At 72.8% G+C, this 18,514-nt stretch carries 15 protein-coding genes; 8 read left to right on the top strand and 7 right to left on the bottom strand.

The annotated features are described in order from the left end of the window. Window position 1: 1 nt before the first annotated feature. The 4 genes from I601_RS05350 to I601_RS05335 form a co-directional block, all read right to left on the bottom strand. Entirely contained in the window at window positions 2-739 is a 738-nt protein-coding gene (locus I601_RS05350) for an anti-sigma factor (RefSeq protein WP_068107167.1), read from the bottom strand. Beyond that, window positions 736-1,350 (bottom strand): ECF RNA polymerase sigma factor SigK, encoded by a 615-nt coding sequence (sigK, locus tag I601_RS05345; protein WP_068107166.1) that lies wholly within the window; start codon window positions 1,348-1,350, stop codon window positions 736-738. The genes I601_RS05350 and sigK overlap by 4 nt, the downstream gene beginning before the upstream one ends. Window positions 1,351-1,388: 38 nt before the next feature. Further along, window positions 1,389-2,042: a fasciclin domain-containing protein gene (locus tag I601_RS05340; RefSeq protein ID WP_068107164.1), complete on the bottom strand. Its 654-nt coding sequence runs from the start codon at window positions 2,040-2,042 to the stop codon at window positions 1,389-1,391. 82 nt (window positions 2,043-2,124) lie between these two features. Then, the gene (locus I601_RS05335; protein WP_084527179.1) at window positions 2,125-3,705 is read right to left on the bottom strand and encodes a molybdopterin-dependent oxidoreductase; all 1,581 of its coding nucleotides are present in this window, start codon (window positions 3,703-3,705) and stop codon (window positions 2,125-2,127) included. 63 nt (window positions 3,706-3,768) lie between these two features. Between I601_RS05335 and I601_RS05330 the strand changes: the two genes are divergently transcribed. Continuing rightward, window positions 3,769-4,554, top strand: a complete 786-nt coding sequence (locus tag I601_RS05330; RefSeq protein WP_157519897.1) for an enoyl-CoA hydratase family protein — start codon at window positions 3,769-3,771, stop codon at window positions 4,552-4,554. Between the two features lie 201 nt (window positions 4,555-4,755). Here the strand turns inward: I601_RS05330 and I601_RS05325 are convergent, their stop codons facing one another. Together I601_RS05325 and I601_RS05320 are read right to left on the bottom strand one after the other, a co-directional pair. After that, the gene (locus tag I601_RS05325; RefSeq protein WP_068107160.1) at window positions 4,756-6,288 is read right to left on the bottom strand and encodes a sulfatase family protein; all 1,533 of its coding nucleotides are present in this window, start codon (window positions 6,286-6,288) and stop codon (window positions 4,756-4,758) included. A 6-nt stretch (window positions 6,289-6,294) separates the two neighbouring features. After that, a complete protein-coding gene (locus tag I601_RS05320; RefSeq protein ID WP_068107158.1) occupies window positions 6,295-7,866 on the bottom strand; it encodes a sulfatase family protein in 1,572 nt (523 codons plus the stop codon). Between the two features lie 111 nt (window positions 7,867-7,977). Between I601_RS05320 and I601_RS05315 the strand changes: the two genes are divergently transcribed. The 7 genes from I601_RS05315 (at window position 7,978) to zwf (ending at window position 17,678) form a co-directional block, all read left to right on the top strand. Beyond that, window positions 7,978-8,541, top strand: a complete 564-nt coding sequence (locus I601_RS05315) for a SigE family RNA polymerase sigma factor (RefSeq protein WP_068114416.1) — start codon at window positions 7,978-7,980, stop codon at window positions 8,539-8,541. After that, window positions 8,538-9,863 carry a hypothetical protein gene (locus I601_RS05310; RefSeq protein WP_068107155.1) on the top strand — a complete coding sequence of 442 codons (1,326 nt, stop codon included), beginning with the start codon at window positions 8,538-8,540 and terminating at the stop codon, window positions 9,861-9,863. The genes I601_RS05315 and I601_RS05310 overlap by 4 nt, the downstream gene beginning before the upstream one ends. A 125-nt stretch (window positions 9,864-9,988) precedes the next feature. Next, window positions 9,989-12,199, top strand: coding sequence for a HelD family protein (locus I601_RS05305; protein WP_068107154.1), 2,211 nt, complete (start codon window positions 9,989-9,991; stop codon window positions 12,197-12,199). A gap of 42 nt (window positions 12,200-12,241) precedes the next feature. Next, window positions 12,242-14,155, top strand: a complete 1,914-nt coding sequence (locus I601_RS05300; protein WP_068107152.1) for an anthranilate synthase family protein — start codon at window positions 12,242-12,244, stop codon at window positions 14,153-14,155. 142 nt (window positions 14,156-14,297) lie between these two features. Continuing rightward, window positions 14,298-14,900 carry an anthranilate synthase component II gene (locus I601_RS05295; RefSeq protein WP_068107150.1) on the top strand — a complete coding sequence of 201 codons (603 nt, stop codon included), beginning with the start codon at window positions 14,298-14,300 and terminating at the stop codon, window positions 14,898-14,900. After that, a complete protein-coding gene (locus tag I601_RS05290) occupies window positions 14,893-16,209 on the top strand; it encodes an anthranilate synthase component I family protein (RefSeq protein ID WP_068107149.1) in 1,317 nt (438 codons plus the stop codon). Before I601_RS05295 ends, I601_RS05290 begins: the two co-directional genes overlap by 8 nt. 23 nt (window positions 16,210-16,232) lie before the next feature. Further along, window positions 16,233-17,678, top strand: a complete 1,446-nt coding sequence (gene zwf / locus I601_RS05285; RefSeq protein ID WP_068107146.1) for a glucose-6-phosphate dehydrogenase — start codon at window positions 16,233-16,235, stop codon at window positions 17,676-17,678. Window positions 17,679-17,684: 6 nt separating this feature from the next. Here zwf and I601_RS05280 read toward each other — a convergent pair whose 3' ends face one another. After that, the gene (locus I601_RS05280) at window positions 17,685-18,509 is read right to left on the bottom strand and encodes a thioesterase family protein (RefSeq protein WP_084527177.1); all 825 of its coding nucleotides are present in this window, start codon (window positions 18,507-18,509) and stop codon (window positions 17,685-17,687) included. Window positions 18,510-18,514: the final 5 nt, after the last annotated feature.

The raw sequence follows: 18,514 nt of genomic DNA, 5'->3' as shown, positions 1-18,514 counted from the left end.
GTCAGGCCTGGTCGAAGTCGATGACGATGGCCGACTCGAAGTTGGGGGTGGCGGAGCCGCCCTCGGGCTCGACGGTGATGCCGACCGCCTCGGCGGTCGCGGCGTCCCCGGAGAGCAGCACGACGTTGTCGGGCCCGTCGGGCATGAAGCCGGCTGCCTTCATCCGGCCGTCGCGCTGGAACCACAGCTCGTAGACCAGCCCGTCGCCCGGGTCGGCCATCCCCTCGGTGACGATGACGGCCTGGCGCAGCGACTTGGAGCGGGTGATGGTCGCCTTGGCGCCGTCCTCGAACGTGCGGGTGACGCTGCGGGCGTCCTGGGCCTGAAGGACGTCGGTGACCGCCTTGGGGGTGGTGAGCCCCGGACCGGCCTCGAGGTTCGAGGTGCCGTCCTCCCAGGGCTGGGTGACGGCGACGACGCCGCCGACGCCGAGCAGGGCCACCACGGCAGCCGCGGCGGCGACCAGGACCGGGAAGCGCCGGGTCCGGCGGGGGGCGACCTCCTGCCTCAACGGAGGCAGGGGGCGCACGGTGGCGATGTCGGCCAGGAGCCGGTCGCGCAGGGCGGGCGGCGGGGTGACCGGCGCGACCTCGGTGAGCAGGCCGGTGGCCTCGCGCAGCGAGTCGACCTCGTAGCGGCACTCGTCGCACTCGGCGAGGTGCCGTTCGAACCGGATCCGCTCGAGGTCGTCGAGCGCGTCGACGGCGTAGGCTCCGGAGAGCGCGTGTACGTCGTTCACTGGCCTACTCCCATCGTGTCTCGCAACCGGATGATCCCGTCGCGTATTCGTGTCTTGGCGGTGCCCACCGGTAGGCCCAGCATGCTGGCGACCTCGGTGTGCGTGTATCCCCCGAAGTAGGCCAGCTCGAGGGCCTCGCGCTGGACACTGGTGAGGCTCTTCAGTGCGTCGCGGACCCGGCGGGCCTCCATGGAGGCGTGTGCGGCTTCGGCGGTCGAGTCGTGCTCGACCGGCTGGTTCTGGCGGTGGTACGTGGTGTCGCGCCGCGTGGACGCCTCGGCCGAGCGGACCCGGTCGACGGCCTTGCGGTGCACGATCGTGAGCAACCAGGACATCGGGCTGCCCCGGTCGGCGTCGAACCTGGCCGACTGGCGCCACACGTCGAGCATGGCCTCCTGGAGGACCTCCTCGCTCTGGGCCGGGTCGCGCACGACCCGGAGCACCAGGCCGTAGGCCCGAGCGGAGACCGCGTCGTAGAGCTGCGCGAACGCCTGCTGGTCCCCCTTGGCGGAGGATCGGAGGAGCTCTGCGAGGTCGGGTGGCGCGGCTCCGCCTGCCGAGGTCCCCTGTGTGCGGGGGACCCCGGCGACGGTCGGCTTAGGCTCAGTCACGTGCTGATCTTCGCGCGTTGTTGCTCAGGTGCGAAAGATCAGGGCATCAGGACTGCGTCGATGACGTAGACCGTGGCGTTGGCGGTGGGCACGTTGCCGCACAGCACGTTGGCCGGGGTCTCGCCGTTCTGGACGGTCATGCCGTCCACGTCGCCCTCGACGGTGACGGTGTCGTTGTTGAGCGTGTCCTGCTCGCCCACGATGGCGTCGGGGTCGAGCTGCTCGCCGATGACGTGGTGGGTCAGGATCGCGGTCAGCGTCTCCTTGTCGGCGAGGACGGCGTTGAGGTCCTTCTCCGGGATCGCACCGAACGCGTCGTCGGTGGGGGCGAAGACGGTCAGCGCCTCGGCGCCGTTCAGGGTGTCGACAAGGCCGGCCTCGGTCACCGCGGTGACCAGGGTGCCGAGCAGCGGGTTGTTGCTGGCGGCGGTGGCGACCGGGTCGTTGACCATGCCGTCGAACGAGCCCTTGCCGTCGGTCGGGACGGCGCTGCAGGCCGGGCCGAAGACCTGGTCGCTGGCCGAGGCCTCGGCGGCGGCGTCGTCGCCCGAGTCCGTCGTTTCCGAGCTGGTGTCAGCGCTGGTGTCGGCGCTGGTCTCGTCGGCGTCGTCGCCACAGGCCGCGAGGCCCAGGGTCAGGGTGAGGGCGGTGGCAGCAAGGGCGCCGGTGCGGATGATCTTGGTGTTCTTCATGGGGTGTGCCTTCCGTAGGTGGCTTAACAACTGTTGTTCGGTGCTGCTGGGTGACCGGATTGGTCGGATGCTGTGTCCTGGGTCACCCGACGGTGACGCGCAGCTCCTGGATCCCGCTGGCGCCCTCGGGGAACGGCAGGGCGCGCGCGGGCGTCTGGGTGGTGCCGTCGCCGCTGATGGCGCGGGCGGCCACGGTGTGCTGGCCCTCGCTGGCGTCCCAGCGGTAGAACCACTGGCGCCAGTAGTCGTTGTTGACGCTCGGGCCCATCTCGGCGTCCTTCCAGGCGCCGCCGTCGATGCGCACCTGCACCTGGTCGACGCCGCCGAGCTGCTGGGCCCAGGCCACGCCGCCGATGACGTTCTCGCCGGTGGAGAGCTGGGCGAGCGAGGCGGGGGTGTCGATCCGGGTGGAGACCTTGATCGGGGCGTCGGTGGCCCAGTCGCGGTCGGTCCAGTAGGCCGACTTGTCGGCGTACGTCGTCAGGGTGATGCGGGTGATCCACTTGGTCGCGCTGATGAACCCGTAGAGGCCGGGGACGATCATCCGGGCCGGGAAGCCGTGGGCGCGGGGGAGCGCCTCGCCGTTCATGCCGATCGCGATCATCGCGTCGCGGCCGTCGGTGGCCAGGTCGAGCGGGGTGCTGATGGTCATCCCGTCGAAGTCGGTGGTGTAGATCTGGTCGGCCTTGTCGCCCACCCCGGCCATGTCGAGGAGGTCGGTCAGGCGGACGCCGAGCCAGCGGGCGCTGCCGACGAACTCGCCGCCGACGCTGTTGGAGACGCAGGTCATCGTGATGTCGCGCTCGATCAGGTCCATGGCGAGCAGGTCGTCGAAGGTCAGCTCGATCTCCTTCTCCACGTCGCCGTCGATGGTCAGCGTCCAGGTGTCCTGGTCGATGACGGGGGTGTCCAGGCGGGTGTCGACGCGGTAGAAGTCCGCGTTGGAGACGCGCAGCGGGGTGATGTCCTTGAACTTCCCCTCCAGGCCCTCGGGGAAGGCGCCCGCCGGGTCGGCCGGGGCGGGCAGCGCGATGTCGACGTTGCCGGTGCGCAGGGTGGTGATGAACCGGCCTGCACCTCCGAGGACCGCGGCGGCGGCCGCCAGCGCGCCGGCGGCGATCAGGACGCCGCGGCGGCTCGGGGTGGCACCCGACGTGCTCGAGGCCGGAGCCGCGTCCGCGCCGGCCCGGGTCGCAGAGGCCTTGCCGTGCAGCCACCACAGCGACGCGACGCCGACGACGGCGGCCACGAGGCTGGGCAGGAGGTCGGTGACGCCGCCCTGGTTGACGGCGGCGACCGCGGCCAGGAGGACCAGCGCGACCAGCAGCCCGGCGCCGTAGGCGAGGCGGCGGCGTGCCAGCACGCCGGCGACCCCGGCGAGGGCCAGCACGACCAGGATCACCGAGCCGACCAGGATGAGCTTGTCGGCGGTGCCGAACTGGCGGATCGCCCACTCCTTCATCGGGGTGGGGGTCAGGTCGATGACCTGCGAGCCGACGGCGAGGACCGGCGAGGACGACGGCACCAGCAGCGCGGCGACGAGGTGGGCCGCGGCCATGCCGAGGAGGGTCGAGACGACGCCGAGGGAGGCCCACAGCAACGCCGAGACCACCCCGTGCGTGCGCGTGCCGGCGTTGCCGGGGTCAGGCGTATCAGTGGTCATGGGGGTAGTTCGGAGCCCTGGGCCCCCGCGGATGTCCCATCCGGACCAGGCAGGATGTGGCGCATGTCCCACCACACCCCGCCCGAGGCGGCGTCGACGTCCGATGTGCTGGTCCACTACGCGGCGGCCGACGCGGTCGCCACGATCACCCTGGACTCCCCGCACAACCGCAACGCGCTCTCGCGCCGGCTCCTCGAGGAGCTGGGCGCCGCCCTGGCCCGCGCCGCCGAGGACGACGACGCCCGGGTGGTGGTGCTCGCTGCCACGGGCAAGGTCTTCTGCTCCGGCGCCGACCTGTCCGAGGCCTCGGGCGGGTCGATGGAAGAGGGGGCACGCGCCATCGTGGACCTCCAGCGGGTCGTGCTCGCCCACCCCAAGCCGGTCGTGACCCGGCTCCAGGGCCCGGTGCGGGCGGGCGGGATCGGCCTGGTCGCCGCCTCCGACGTCGTCGTCAGCGCCGGCGAGGCGACCTTCGCGCTCACCGAGGTCAAGCTCGGGCTGGCCCCTGCCGCGATCTCCCTGACCGTGCTGCCCCGGATGACCAGCCGCGCCGCCGCGCTGACCGCCCTGGGCGGGGAGGTATTCACCGCCGCCGAGGCGCTCGAGTCCGGCCTGGTCACCAGCGTGGTGCCCGCCGACGACCTGGACGCGGCCGTCGCCGCCGTCTGCGCCAGCCTGGCGACCGGCTCACCGCAGGGCCTGCGCGAGACCAAGGCGCTGCTCAACCGCGAGCTGCTGGCCCGCGTCGACGACCTCGGCGACGACCTCGCCGCGCTCTCGGCCCGCCTCTTCGGGTCCGACGAGGCCAAGGCCGCGATGACGGCGTTCCTGTCGCGGCCCAAGCGCTGACGAGGTCCCGCAAGACGCGGGGGAACGGGCAGAGCAGCGGTCCCCGCGCGAGCTTCGTACCGTGTCCGTGGGGCCGGGGGTCGTCGTGGATCGAGAAGATCCTCGGGCGTACGTCAACTGACCGGTCGGTGGTGCAGGACTGACCGGTCGATGGTGCAGAAGTGACCGCTCGTCCATCGACGACCGGCTCCAGCGCTCCCGTCAGGGCTCGGGCAGCGGCCCGAAGTCCTGGTTGCAGGCCTCGGCGCCGGCACAGGCGGCGAGGACCTCGGCGCGGCGCTCCAGCTCGGCCTCGACGGCGGCGTACCGCGGACGGCCGGTGACCGACTCGACCTGGTGCGGGTCGCGGTCGCGGTCGTACATCTCGACGAAGCCGTCGTGGAAGCGCACCCAGGTGTAGCGGTCGGTGCGGATGCCGCGGTAGAGCCAGCCGGTGTCGGGGGTCTCGGGCCGGAACGGCCCGCCCTGCACCAGCACGCCGCCCGGGTGCAGGTCCTCGGTCTCCTCCCCGCGCCACAGGTCCAGCAGCGACCGGCCGTCGACCTCCACCCCGGCCTCGGCGCCGGCGATGTCGAGGAAGGTCGGCACCAGGTCGACAATCGTGGCGGTGGCGTCCGTGGTGGTGCCGGGACCGATCCCGGGTCCGCGCACCAGCAGCGGGGTCCGCACGCTCTCCTCGTAGGGGAGGATCTTGCCGAACCAGCGGTGCTCGCCCATCTGGAAGCCGTTGTCGGTGACCAGGACGATGTAGGTGTTGTCGAGCTCGCCCTCGGCACGCAGCTGCTCGACCAGCGGCTCGAGCGTCTGGTCGAGGGCGTCCAGCGCGGCGGCGCGACCGCGGGCGCTGCGCACCACCTTGCCCTCCGAGAAGCTGCCCTGGCGCCGGACGAGGGCCTGCTTGTCCGACACGTCCGCCTCGTTGAACGACGGCGAGTCGATGATCGAGCGGGCCAGTGCGTCGGCCTCGGCCTGGTGCGGCAGCTCGCCGGTACGCCGCTGCTCCTCGCGCTGGGCGGGGGAGGGTCGCGGCGGCACCAGGCCGCACGTCTCGCTCTTGCACGTGTCCCGCTCCCGGGCGGGGTGCGGGGCGAAGTGGCTGACCCACAGGAAGAACGGGTCGTCGGATCCGGCCAGCCGGTCGACGTACTCGACGGCCTTCTCGCCGACGTAGTCGGTGTAGTAGCCCTCGACCTGGACGGGGCCGTCCTCGTCGTACTGGACGAAGTCGTAGTAGTCGGCGAAGCCGTGGCTGGTGGCGTCGAAGATGTCCCAGCCCGGGTCGCGGCCGTCGTTCTTGCTGTAGCCGTTGAGCATCTTGCCCAGGAACGCCGTGCTGTAGCCGGCCTCCTGGAGCCAGACGCCGATGTGCTGCTGGTTGTCGAAGGCGTCGTAACCCCCCTGCGGGGGGAAGTTGCCGCGCACGCCGTTGTTCTGGGCCAGCTGGCCGGTCATCAGCTCGGCCCGCGCGGGGCAGCACAGCGGGTGCGGGGTGAGCGCGTTCTCGAAGGTCAGGCCCGCCTCGCCGAGCAGTCGCTGCGCGTTCGGGAGGAACTGCATCTCGTCGAGGCGCTGGTCGTCGGTGGTGACCAGCACGATGTTGGGCCGGTCCTGTGACCGGGGCGCGACGGGCTCCGCCCGCAGCTGCACGACGGCGGCCACGGAGAGCAGCACGACGTAGGCCACGAAGGCCGCGACCAGCGGCCGCGGCAGCCGCGGCGGGGCGAGGGAGGGCACGCCAGGTCAGCGGACCCGGGGGAGCGGGCCGAAGTCGCGGTTGCAGGAGCGGGGGCCCGAGCAGCGCCCGAGCACGGACGCGCGGCGCGCCAGCTCGCGCTGCACCGCGGCGTACGCCGGCTTCCCGGCCACCGAGGCGACCTCGTGCGGGTCGCGCTGGCGGTCGTAGAGCTCGACGAACCCGCCGTCGTGGCGGGCGTAGGTGTAGCGGTCGGTGCGCACCCCCCGGTACAGCCAGCCCCGCGGGCCGGTCTCGGGCTTGAAGGGGCCACCCTGGATGAGCATCCCGCCGGGGTGCAGCTCGCGGTCGGAGCGACCGGTCCACAGCGGCAGCATCGAGACGCCGTCGAGGCGGCGCTCGCTGCGCGCCCCGGCCACGTCGAGGAAGGTCGCCGCCAGGTCGACGATGCTGACCGGGCTGTCGCTGGTGGTGCCGGGCGCGACCCCCGGGCCGCTGACGAGCATCGGCATCCGCAGGTTCTGCTCGTAGGGCAGCGTCTTGCCGAACCAGCTGTGCTCGCCGAGCGTGTAACCGTTGTCGGTGATGAAGACCACGTAGGTGTTGGCCAGCTCGCCGTCGGCGCGCAGCTGGGCGGCCAGGCGGGCGAAGGCGTCGTCGAGGGAGGCCAGGGCGCCGGCCCGGGCGCGGACCAGACGGCGGACCTTGCCGTCGGAGGTGCCGTGCTGGCGGCGCACCAGGCGGGGCTTGTCGGAGCGGTCACGCTCCTGGTAGCCCGGCGAGGCGATGATCTCGCCGGCCAGCCGGTCGGCCTCGTCCTGCTGCGGGAGGCGACCCAGCAGCCGCTCCTGGGCCTGGTAGGCCGGGGAGAGCTGCGGCGGGCCGTTCTTGCAGCTGGCGTCGTGGCAGCCCGAGCGGCCCTTGCTCGGGTGCGGCGCGAAGTGGCTGACCCACATGAAGAACGGGGCGTCCATGTCGCTCAGGTCGCCGGCGTACTCCACGGCCTTGTCGGCGAGGTAGTCGGTGTAGTAGCCCTCGACCTCGACCTTGCGGTCCTGCTCGAACTGGGTGAAGTCGTAGTAGTCGGCGTAGCCGTGGCTGGTCGCGTTGAAGATCGTCCAGCCCGGGTCGCGGCCGTCGCTCTTGTCGTAGCCGTTCAACGGCTTGCCGAGGAAGGCGGTGTTGTAGCCGGCCTGCGAGAGGTCGGTGCCGATGGTCGAGGAGGGGTCGAAGGCCGCGTAGCCGCCCTGGGGCGGGAAGTTGGTGCGCACCCCGTTGTTCTGCGCCATCTGCCCGGTGAGGATCTCGGCGCGCGCGGGGCAGCACAGCGGGTGCGGGGTGATCGCCTCGGACATCGTGAGGCCGTGCTCGCCGAGCAGCGCGCGCACCTTCGGCAGGAAGACCATCTCGTCGAGGCGCTGGTCGTCGCTGGAGAACAGCACGATGTTGGGCCGCTGGTCGCCGGGCGCGGACACCGGGGCGACGGCGCCGTCGGGCACCGTGCTGCCGGTGCCGGCGGCGGCGCTGATCAGGGCGATCACCAGGACGACCACGATCGCCACGGGCCACGGGCTGCGGGTGCGGGGCGCAGCGGCCTGGGGCGGGAGCGGGTCGGTCACGGGGCAGAATGTAGCCGTCGTCGGGCAACCTTCCGTGATCGTCAGGTGGTCGACCAGTACATGACCACCACCATCGGGACCCGCTCGGGCGCGTCCCTCCCAGGAGGCGCCGTGGCACGGCAGCGGCCCGACGGCGGCGCCCCGGCGCACGTCGACTTCGACGAGTTCGTGCTCGCCCGCTCCGCGGCCCTGCTGCGCACGGCCTACCTCCTCACCCACGACCACGCCCTGGCCGAGGACCTGCTGCAGGCCTCCTTGGCCAAGGCCTGGTTCGCCTGGGAGCGCATCGACCAGCACGAGGCCTACGTGCGCCGCATCCTGGTCACCACCTACGCCACCTGGTGGCGCCGGCGGTGGAACGGCGAGCACGCCACCGAGGAGCTGCCCGAGCCGCGGGCCGGGACGGGGACGGCCGACCCGACCGAGGGGGTCGGCCAGCGCCACGACCTGTGGACCGCGATGGAGCGGCTGCCGCGACGCCAGCGCGCGGTCGTGGTGCTGCGCTACTTCGAGGACCTCACCGAGGCCCAGACCGCCGCCGTCCTCGGCTGCTCGGTCGGGACCGTCAAGAGCCAGACGTCCAAGGCGTTCGCCAAGCTGCGCATCGACCCGTCCCTGGCCCCCGCAGACCTTCCCTCCGGCACCACCCGCACCGAGACCGAGGACCACTCATGAGCACCGTCGACGACCTGCGCAGCACCCTGGAGGACCACGCCCACGGGGTGCAGGACCCCGGCGCCACGCCCCGCGTGGTCGCGGTGCACGAACGGGTCCGCGGGCTGCGTCGCCGGCGGCGCACGACGGCGGGTGCGCTCGCCGCGGTGGTGGCGCTCGCCGGGGTCGGGATCGGGGTCCAGGTGCTGGGGGACCGGCAGACCGGCCCGGAGCCGGCGGGTGCGCCCCGCACGCTCGCCGACCAGGAGGTGCCGGCGACGGTGACGATCCTGGGCCGCGGCTACGAGTACGTCGAGGGGATCGACCTCGACACCGACGAGCGCGTCGCCACGGTCCGGCTGCCGCGCTCGGACGGTCCGAGGGCGGTGTCGTTGGCCGCGTCCGGCCTGGGTGAGGGGGCGGCCACGCTGGAGCTCTACGACAGCGGGGTCGCCCGCGCGGTCGGCGCCGGCTCCCTCGAGAGCCCGGTGCCGGTCGGGGCCGAGGCCGCGCGCTTGCGGGTGGTCCTCGAGGGGGTCGCGCCCGACGCGGAGGTGGGGCTGGCGGTCTACGAGCGGGCCGACGAGGGGCCGACCGGTGTGGTCGCCCCGAACGGGACGACCCACTTCCGCGACGAGGTGGCCGGCAACCCGCTGATCGCCGGCGCATTCGCCGAGCCCGGCGCGAGCGAGCTGGAGATGAGCTTCGAGCTCGACCGGCCCACCGTCGTGCGCTTCGCGACCACCTGTGCCAGCCCGACCAAGGGTGTGTGGGTGCAGTTCGACATCGACGACCAGCCCGGATGGTCGCGCGGGGCGTGCGGCGACGAGGGCGTCGAGGACGCCTCCGGGAGCTGGGGCTCCATGGCCGACCCGCTCGAACCCGGGACGCACACGGTCCGGGCCCGTCTGACCCGGGGCGCCGAGGGCGACCCGGTCGAGGACCCGGCCGCCGTGCTCGGCGTCGGCGCCTACGGCGAGCCGGAGACGGTGCAGCGCTCCGGGCTGTCGGTGGACGTGGTGGTCGAGCACGACGGGCGGCTGTGGAGGCTCGACGAGACGCTGCCCGCCGTCCGTGACGGCCGGCCGGTGACCCATCGGGTGAGCACGGAGGACGAGCCGCGCCTGGTCGGCTTCAACGCCCGCGGCGGCATCGTCGGGATGCGGGTCGAGGCTGGTCGGGCCGGGACGCTCGGGCTGACCAACACCCTGATCGGAGCCGGCAGGGGCGGCAGCAGCCTCTCCGGCCAGCTGCTCCGCGGGGACGACTACGAGCTCTCGCTTTACGACGACCGGGGCGGCTCCTTCGACGGCACCATCCTGCTCTACCGACCCGTCGGGTGAGCGGGGGAGACGGCGTTTCGTGGCTGCCGCGGCGGGACCGGTAAAGTCGCCTCCTTGCCGCGGCCCGATGGCCCCGGTCACCGGCCAGCAGGCCGGCACGAGGAGCACGTCGAGGAGAGCACGCGTTGAGCGACGATCTCGCAGCGCAGGAGACCGCGCGCGAACAGGCGTACGTCGACAAGGTCTACGCCCAGCTGGCCGTCGCGGCCGGCAACGCGCAGGCACTGGCCAAGGAAGGTCACGAACGGGGCCGGCTCGGTCACGAGGGTGGTCTCGTCGAGCGCGACGCGATGGTCTTCCAGGCCGCTCGCCGCATCGCCCAGCTCGACGCCGCGCACGAGGGCCTGGTCTTCGGACGCCTCGACCTGCACCCCGACCTCGATCCCGAGCCCCGCTACATCGGTCGCATCGGGCTGCGTGACGCCGAGCGCGAGTCGTTGCTCATCGACTGGCGGGCGCCCGCCGCGGCCGTGTTCTACCAGGCCACCGCGGCCACGCCGCAGCGTGTGATCCGGCGCCGGGTGCTGCGCTCCGACGGCGCCAGCGTGGTCGGCGTCGAGGACGAGCTGCTCGACGCGGAGGCGCTCGAGGAGACCGGGGCCGACCTGCCGATCATCGGCGAGGGTGCGCTGATGGCGCAGCTCTCCCGGGCCCGGGACCGCACCATGCACTCGATCGTGGCCACCATCCAGGCCGAGCAGGACCAGGCGATCCGGGCGCCGAGCCGCGGCGTCACCGCGATCTCCGGTGGCCCCGGCGTCGGCAAGACCGTCGTGGCGCTGCACCGTGCGGCGTACCTGCTCTACACCGACCGGCGTCGCTACGAGACCGGTGGCGTGCTGATCGTGGGCCCCAGCGGGGTCTTCATGCGCTACATCGAGCGGGTGCTGCCCAGCCTCGGCGAGACCGCCGTGGCCCTGCGCTCGCTCGGCGAGGTCGTCGACGGGGTGCGCGCAGCCCGGCAGGACGAGCCCGCGGTCGCCGACATCAAGGGTGCCGCCCGGATGGCGGAGGTGATGCGTCGGCTGGCGCGCCAGCAGGCGCCCGGCAGCCCGACGGAGTTCCGCCTCTTCTACCGCGACGACGTGCTGCAGCTCGACCGCGGCAGCCTGGGCCGGATCCGGCGCCAGCTGATGTCGCAGGGCCCGCGCAACCGGCAGCTGCCCCGGGTCCCGGGCGCGCTGCTCGACGCGCTGTGGCGCCAGGTGCGCGGCGAGCGTGGTCGCGAGCGTGGCCGGTCCTCCTTCGACGAGGACCTGCTGGGCGACCAGCGGTTCCTCGACTTCATCACGGCCTGGTGGCCGCCGCTGGCGGCGCCGACGGTGCTCGCGTGGCTGCGCGACCCCGAGCTGCTCGCCCGGATCAGCGAGGACGTGCTCTCCGCGGAGGAGCAGCGGGTGCTGAGCGCCTCCTGGACCGCGATGCCCGAGCAGCCCGTCGGCCGGGACCTCACGGTCCAGGACGTCCCGCTGCTCGACGAGCTGCGCTACGCGCTCGGCGACGTGCCCGACCGCAGCGACGACGAGGCGTCCCTCTCCGACACCTCGCTGCTCGAGGGGGGCCACGACATGGCCGAGCTGATGACGGCCGCGGACCGGGAGTACGCCCCGTCCGGGCGGGCCTGGGCGCCGCCGACCCACAAGATCGACGACGACCCGTTCGCGCACGTGCTCATCGACGAGGCCCAGGACCTGACGCCGATGCAGTGGCGGATGATCGGTCGCCGCGGGCGCACCGCCTCGTGGACGATCGTCGGGGACCCCGCCCAGTCGTCGTGGCCGGTGCCCGAGGAGGCCGCCGCCGCGCGCGCCGAGGCCACCGAGGGCAAGGCGCTGCACGAGTTCCACCTCTCGACGAACTACCGCAACTCCTCCGAGATCTACGACTTCGCCGCGGCGTACGCCCAGCGGGTCGGGCTCGACGCCGACCTGCCCACCGCGGTGCGCTCGACCGGCGAGGAGCCGCAGGTCGTCGAGGACGTCGCGGACCTGGAGGCCGCGGTCCGCGAGGCCGTGGTGGACCTCGCCGGCCGGGTGGGCGGCACCGTCGGTGTCGTGGTGCCCGCCGCGCGTCGCTCTGAGGTGAACAAGTGGCTGGCCTCGTGGCCCGAGCTGGGTGAGGACGCCGCCGGTGCCCGCGCCGCGGTCGACTCCACGGTCCAGGCCTCGGGTGAGGACCGCGTCGTCGTGCTCACCGGCCTGGAGACCAAGGGCCTGGAGTTCGACGGCATCGTGGTCGTGCGACCCCAGGAGATCGAGGACGAGTCGCAGACCGGTCGGGCCACGCTGTACGTCGTGCTCACCCGCGCCACGCAGCTGCTCACGACCGTCTCCTGAGCCGCGCCGGCCGGGCCCGCCCGGCCCCACTAGGCTGCCCGCATGACTGAGGCCACGCCGGATGCCCGCGCCGCGATCGAGGCGATCCAGGGGCACGAGGCGTGGGCGATCATCCGGCGCTCCACCCGGGCGGGCGACAAGGACACCGTGGGCCTGGTCGGGGGGCGACGCAGCGTCGTGGAGTCGCTGCTCGACGTGCCGCTGGAGGAGGGCCCGCCGGCCGACGGCCACCTCGCCGACCGGCTGCTCGCGATCCCCTTCCGCCAGGTCGCCGAGCGCGGCTTCGAGGCCCACGACGACGGCACCCCGCTGGTGGTCGTCGACGTCGAGACCGAGCTGGAGTTCTCCGTCGCCGAGGTGATCGAGGCGATCGACGACACCGGGGTCGAGTTCACCGACCGCGGCGGCTTCGACACCGACGACGCGGCGTACGCCGAGATCGTCGAGGCGATCATCCGCGACGAGATCGGTCAGGGCGAGGGTGCCAACCTCGTCATCGGGCGCCACTACCGCGCGCAGGTCGCCGACTGGGGCACCGCGACCGCGCTCACCGTCTTCCGGCGCCTGCTCGAGCGTGAGCGCGGCGCCTACTGGACCTACGTCTTCTTCACCGGCGACCGGTTCCTCATCGGCGCCAGCCCCGAGCGGCACGTCTCCATCCACGACGGCGACGTGCGGATGAACCCGATCTCCGGCACCTTCCGGATCCCGCGCGAGGGCGACGTCAAGGGTCGGCTGCTGGACTTCCTGCGCGACGAGAAGGAGATCTACGAGCTCTTCATGGTCGTCGACGAGGAGCTCAAGATGATGTGCGACATCTGCCACGAGGGCGGCCAGGTGCTCGGGCCGTTCCTCAAGCCGATGACCCACCTCGTGCACACCGAGTACCTGCTGGCCGGTCGCACCGACCGGGACCCCCGCGAGGTCCTGCGCGACACGATGTACGCCGCCACCGTCACCGGCAGCCCGGTGGAGAACGCCTGCCGGCTGATCAAGACCTACGAGACCGAGGGGCGCGGCTACTACGGCGCCGCGCTGGCGATCCTCGGGCGCGACGAGCGCGGCGGCCCCGTGGTGGACAGCCCGATCGTGATCCGCAGCGCCGACGTCGACCTCGAGGGCAACCTCAAGGTGACCGCCGGGGCCACGTTGGTGCGCGACTCCGACGCGGCGTACGAGGTGGCCGAGACCCACGCCAAGGCTGGCGGCATCCTCAGCGCGTTCGGCCTGGTGCCGCCCGCGCCCGCGCCCAGCGTGCCCGTGGCCGAGCTCGCCGCCGACGAGGACGTGCTGATCGCCCTGAACGCCCGCAACCGGCGGCTGTCGTCGTTCTGGCTCACCGACCAGGCCGACGAGGACCCGGACCCGCGGCTGGCCGGGCGCAGCGTGGTCATCCTCGACGGCGAGGACGACTTCGTGAACATGCTGCGCCACGTGCTCGGCGTGATCGGCCTGAGCAGCACCGTGGTGCGCCACGAGGACTACGTGCCCGGCTGCCTCGACGGCCACGACCTGGTCGTGGTGGGGCCCGGCCCCGGCGACCCGCGCGACGGCACCGACCCGAAGATGCAGCACCTGCGGGCCGCGGTCGCCGAGCTGCTGGAGCAGGAGCAGCCGTTCCTGGCGGTGTGCCTGGGCCACCAGGCGCTGTGCCACCAGCTGGGGCTGGACCTGGTGTACAAGGACATCGTCTTCCAGGGCACCCAGTCGCCGGTGCGCCTGGACGGTCGCACCGAGCGGGTCGGCTTCTACAACACCTTCGTGGCCCGGGTCGGCGCCGACAGGAGGCTGCCGGCGGGGGTCGAGGTCGACACCGACCCGGAGACCGGCGACGTGCACGCGCTGCGCGGACCGCACTTCCGCGGGATCCAGTTCCACGCCGAGTCGATCCTGACCCAGAACGGCTACGACGTGCTGCACACCCTCGTGCGTGATCTCCTCGTCCCCTCGAAATGACCGAACGGACGATGTCCCGGGCGCCGAGGGAGGTAGTGTTCCTTCTCGACACGCCCTGCGCGTCGAAGCCCGATGAAGACTGCCCCCCAGCTTCATCGGGCTTGTCGCATTTGAGGGCCCGGTCGCACCAACGCGGCCCGGCGTGAGCGTCCCTGACGTGGTGGTGGTCGACCACCACGACTCCTACACCCAGAACCTGGTGCACCTCGTGGCCGAGGTGACCGGGCGGCTGCCCCGGGTGGTCCAGCACGACGAGACCGACCCCGACGACGTGCTGCGGCACAGCCACGTGCTGCTCTCGCCCGGCCCCGGCCACCCGGCGCAACCGCAGGACTTCGCCGTCGGCGTCGAGGTGCTGCGCCGCGCCACCCGCCCGGTCCTCGGCGTCTGCCTGGGCATGCAGGGCCTGGTCAGCGTGTACGGCGGCCGGGTCGGGCGGATCCGGCCCGCCCACGGCACCGTCTCGCAGCTGCGCCACGACGGTCGGGGCGTCTTCGCCGGGCTGCCGCAGGACTTCGACGTGGTGCGCTACCACTCGCTGGCCGCGCTCGAGGTGCCCGACTGCCTCGAGGTGAGCGCCACCTGCGCCGGCCAGCGCAGGGGCGACGCGGCGGAGGCTCCGGTGGTGATGGGGGTGCGGCACCGCGACCTGCCGCTCGAGGGCGTGCAGTTCCACCCCGAGTCGGTGCTCTCGCGCCACGGCGCCGCGCTGGTCGCCTCGTTCCTGCGGAGCGAGCATGGATGACCCGGTGGCGCTGTTCGAGCGGACGGCGGCGGCGTACGAGCGGTGCTTCTGGCTGGACGGCGGCGGGGCGCGCGAGTGGTCGGGTCGCCGCTCGATCCTCGGCTGGCTCGAGGACGACGACGTGTCGCTGAGCTACGACGCCGGCCGCCGGGAGGTCACCCGGCACGCCGGTGGCCGCGCCGAGGTGGTCGGTGACGACGTGTTCGCGGTGCTCGAGGCCGAGCTCGCCGCCGGTGCGCCGAGCGACCAGTGGTTCGGCTACCTCGGCTACGCCTGCCGCCCCGACCTCCCCGCCCGCGCCTCGGTCGACCTGCCGGACGCGGTGTGGATGCGGCCGCGGCACGTGCGGTTCTTCGAGCACCCGGAGCCACCGGACGCGCCGACGGTTTCCCCGGGTACCCGGGGAAACTGGATGCGTTCGGGTGTTGCAACACCCCAACGCCTACGGAATCCCCGGGTACCCGGGGAAACCGCAGGTGCCCCCGACGCCTACCGAGCGGCGTTCGAGGAGGTCCAGGAGCGCCTGCACGCGGGGGACACCTACGAGGTGAACCTGACGCTGCGCGGGGAGATCGTCTCGACCCTGGACCCGGTCGCGGCCTACCTGCGGCTGCGCGCGCTCAACCCGGCGCCGTACGCCGGCTTCCTGCAGCACGACGTGCCAGGGGCGCGCGGCTGGCTGCTGAGCAGCAGTCCGGAGCGCTACGCGCTCGTGGGGGCCGACCGGGTGCTGGAGACGAAGCCGATCAAGGGCACGGTGCCCCGCGGCACCGACCCCGAGCAGGACGCCCAGCGGCGCCGCGAGCTGGCCGAGGACCCCAAGCAGCGCGCCGAGAACCTGATGGTCGTCGACCTGCTGCGCAACGACGTCGCGGGCGTGTGCGAGCCGGGGTCGGTCGAGGTGCCGACGCTGATGGAGGTCGAGTCCTACACCAGCGTCCACCAGCTCGTCAGCGTCGTGCGCGGACGGCTGCGCGACGACGTCACCACGGTCGGGGCGCTGCGCGCGCTCTTCCCGGCGGGGTCGATGACCGGCGCGCCCAAGCGCCGCACCATGGAGGTCGTCGACGCGGTCGAGGCCACGCCGCGAGGCGCGTACGCCGGGGCGTTCGGGTGGGTGAGCGCCGACGGGCGGGCCGACCTGGGGGTGGTGATCCGGGCCCTGGGCACCACCGGCGGGGGCCGGTGGGCGCTGGGCACCGGGGGCGGGGTCACCGTGCTCTCGGAGGTCGACGACGAGTGGGCCGAGGCGCTGCTCAAGGCGGAGCGGCTGCGGGCGGTCTTCGAGGACTCCGCGCGCGGAGGGTGAGCCCGGGCCGCTAGCCTCGACGCATGCAGAAGCCGCACGTCGTCGTCCTCTTCGGGGCGACCGGGGACCTGTCCAAGCGCAAGCTCCTGCCGGGGCTGCTGCACCTCTTCCAGGCCGACTTGCTCAACGACTCCAAGATCGTGGGCACCTCGCTGGAGGACCTCACCCACGAGCAGTTCGTCGAGCTGGCGCGCACGGCGTGCCAGGAGTTCGCCAAGGACGACTTCGACGCCGACACCTGGCACGCGTTCGCCGAGATGCTCACCTACGTCTCGCAGTCGCAGGGCTCGGAGGCGCTGCGCGACGAGGTCTACCGCGTCGAGACGCTGCTGCCCGGCGACATCCACGACAAGCGGCGCCTGCACTACCTCTCGGTGCCGCCCAGCGCTGCCCTCTCGGTGCTCAAGCAGCTCGACGAGTGCGACCTGGTGGAGCGCTCCCGGGTGGTGATGGAGAAGCCGTTCGGCACCGACCTCGAGTCCGCGAAGATCCTCAACGCGCGGGTGCACGAGGTCTTCGACGAGTCGCAGGTCTTCCGCATCGACCACTTCCTCGGCAAGGAGGCGGCCCAGAACATCCTGGCCTTCCGTTTCGCCAACGGGCTCTTCGAGCCGATCTGGAACCGCAACTTCATCGACCACGTGCAGATCGACGTCCCCGAGACCCTGGGGCTGGAGGGGCGCACCTCGTTCTACGAGGCCACCGGGGCCTACCGCGACATGGTCGTCACCCACCTGATGCAGGTGCTGACCTTCATGGCGATGGAGCCGCCCACCTCCCTGACCCCCGACCCGATCAGCGACGAGAAGCTCAAGGTCTTCCGGTCGATGAAGCCGATCGAGCCCCACCACGTGGTCCGGGGTCAGTACGTCGGCTACCGGGGCAAGGAGGAGGTGGCCTCCGACTCCGACACCGAGACCTTCACGGCGCTGCGCGTGGAGATCGACAACTGGCGCTGGGCCGGGGTCCCGTTCTTCCTGCGCACCGGCAAGAAGCTGGCCGAGAGCGCCCGGATCATCTCCATCGCGTTCAAGGAGCCGCCGCTGACGATGTTCCCGGCGGGCTCGGGCGTGGGCACCCACGGGCCCGACCACCTCACCTTCGACCTGGCCGACCAGTCGCGGATGTCGCTCTCGTTCTACGGCAAGCGGCCCGGACCGGGGATGAAGCTGGACAAGCTGTCGATGCAGTTCGCCACCCACGACACCGCGTCCTCGGGGCTGGTCCTCGAGGCGTACGAGCGCTTGATCCACGACGCGATGCGCGGCGACCACACGCTGTTCACGACCGCGCAGGGCATCGAGGAGCTGTGGGCGAAGTCGATGCCGCTGCTCGACGCCCCGCCGCCGGTGCGCAGCTACCCGCCCGGCTCGTGGGGGCCCAACGCCATCCACCAGCTCATCGCGCCGCGCGCCTGGCGGCTGCCCTTCGAGCGGGAGTGGCGCGACCCGAACGCCACCGAGGCCTGAGGGCCCTCAGACGTCGGTCTGGGCCCGGGTCTCGGACCCCAGGTCGACCGAGCGCCGGGTGTTGGTCATCGCGGTGACCACGGTGGTGCCCAGGCGGCCCTCCCGGTCGAAGACCGTGGCGGTGCCCACCGAGATGCCCTCGTGCTCGACCCGGTCGGCGGCGTGCAGCCCCACCGTCACCCCGGCCGGACGCCGGGCCAGGGTCAGGGTGATGTCGGCGTTGATGTGCTCGACGCCGGCGCTGCCCCAGTTGCTGGTCAGGCTGGTGCCGTCGGCCATCGCGGCGACGGCCTGGAAGCCGGTCAGCGGCTCGCCGGAGACGATCGCCGGCGGCGTGTTCCAGGTGGTCTTGCGCCCGGCGTTCTGGTGCGCGCGGAAGTCCTGGGACCAGTCGGCGTCGCTGCGCAGGAACGGCACGTGCGGCTCGTCCGAGACCGGCGCGACCTCGAGCGGCGGCGGCTGCGGGGCGTCGTCGGGCATCCAGACCTCGCCGGTCGCCGGCTCCCCGGTGCGCAGGAACAGCACCGAGGCGCGGGCGGTGGTCGTGTCGTCCTGGAGCAGGTGCACGTCGAGCAGGCACAGCCGCGGGCCCTCGCGCACGACGGTGGTCTCGAAGCGGCACGGCGCCCTGCGGGTGGGCCGGAACAGGTCGACGGTCATCCGCACCGGCACCAGCTCGCTGCGGCCCGCAGCATCGATCGTCTGCTCGGCCGCCCGGGCCAGGGCGCCGCTGATGGCGACGCCGTGCAGCTGGTCGTCCGACCAGCTGCTGACCGCCATGTCGCCGGGCACCAGGGATTCGCCGTCGAGGCGGAAGAAGGAGAGGTCCACGCCGA

Origin of the sequence: Nocardioides dokdonensis FR1436 (genome assembly GCF_001653335.1) — a bacterium.
GTDB classification, from domain to species: Bacteria; Actinomycetota; Actinomycetes; order Propionibacteriales; family Nocardioidaceae; genus Nocardioides; species Nocardioides dokdonensis.
This window is presented reverse-complemented; position numbering and strand designations above follow the sequence as displayed.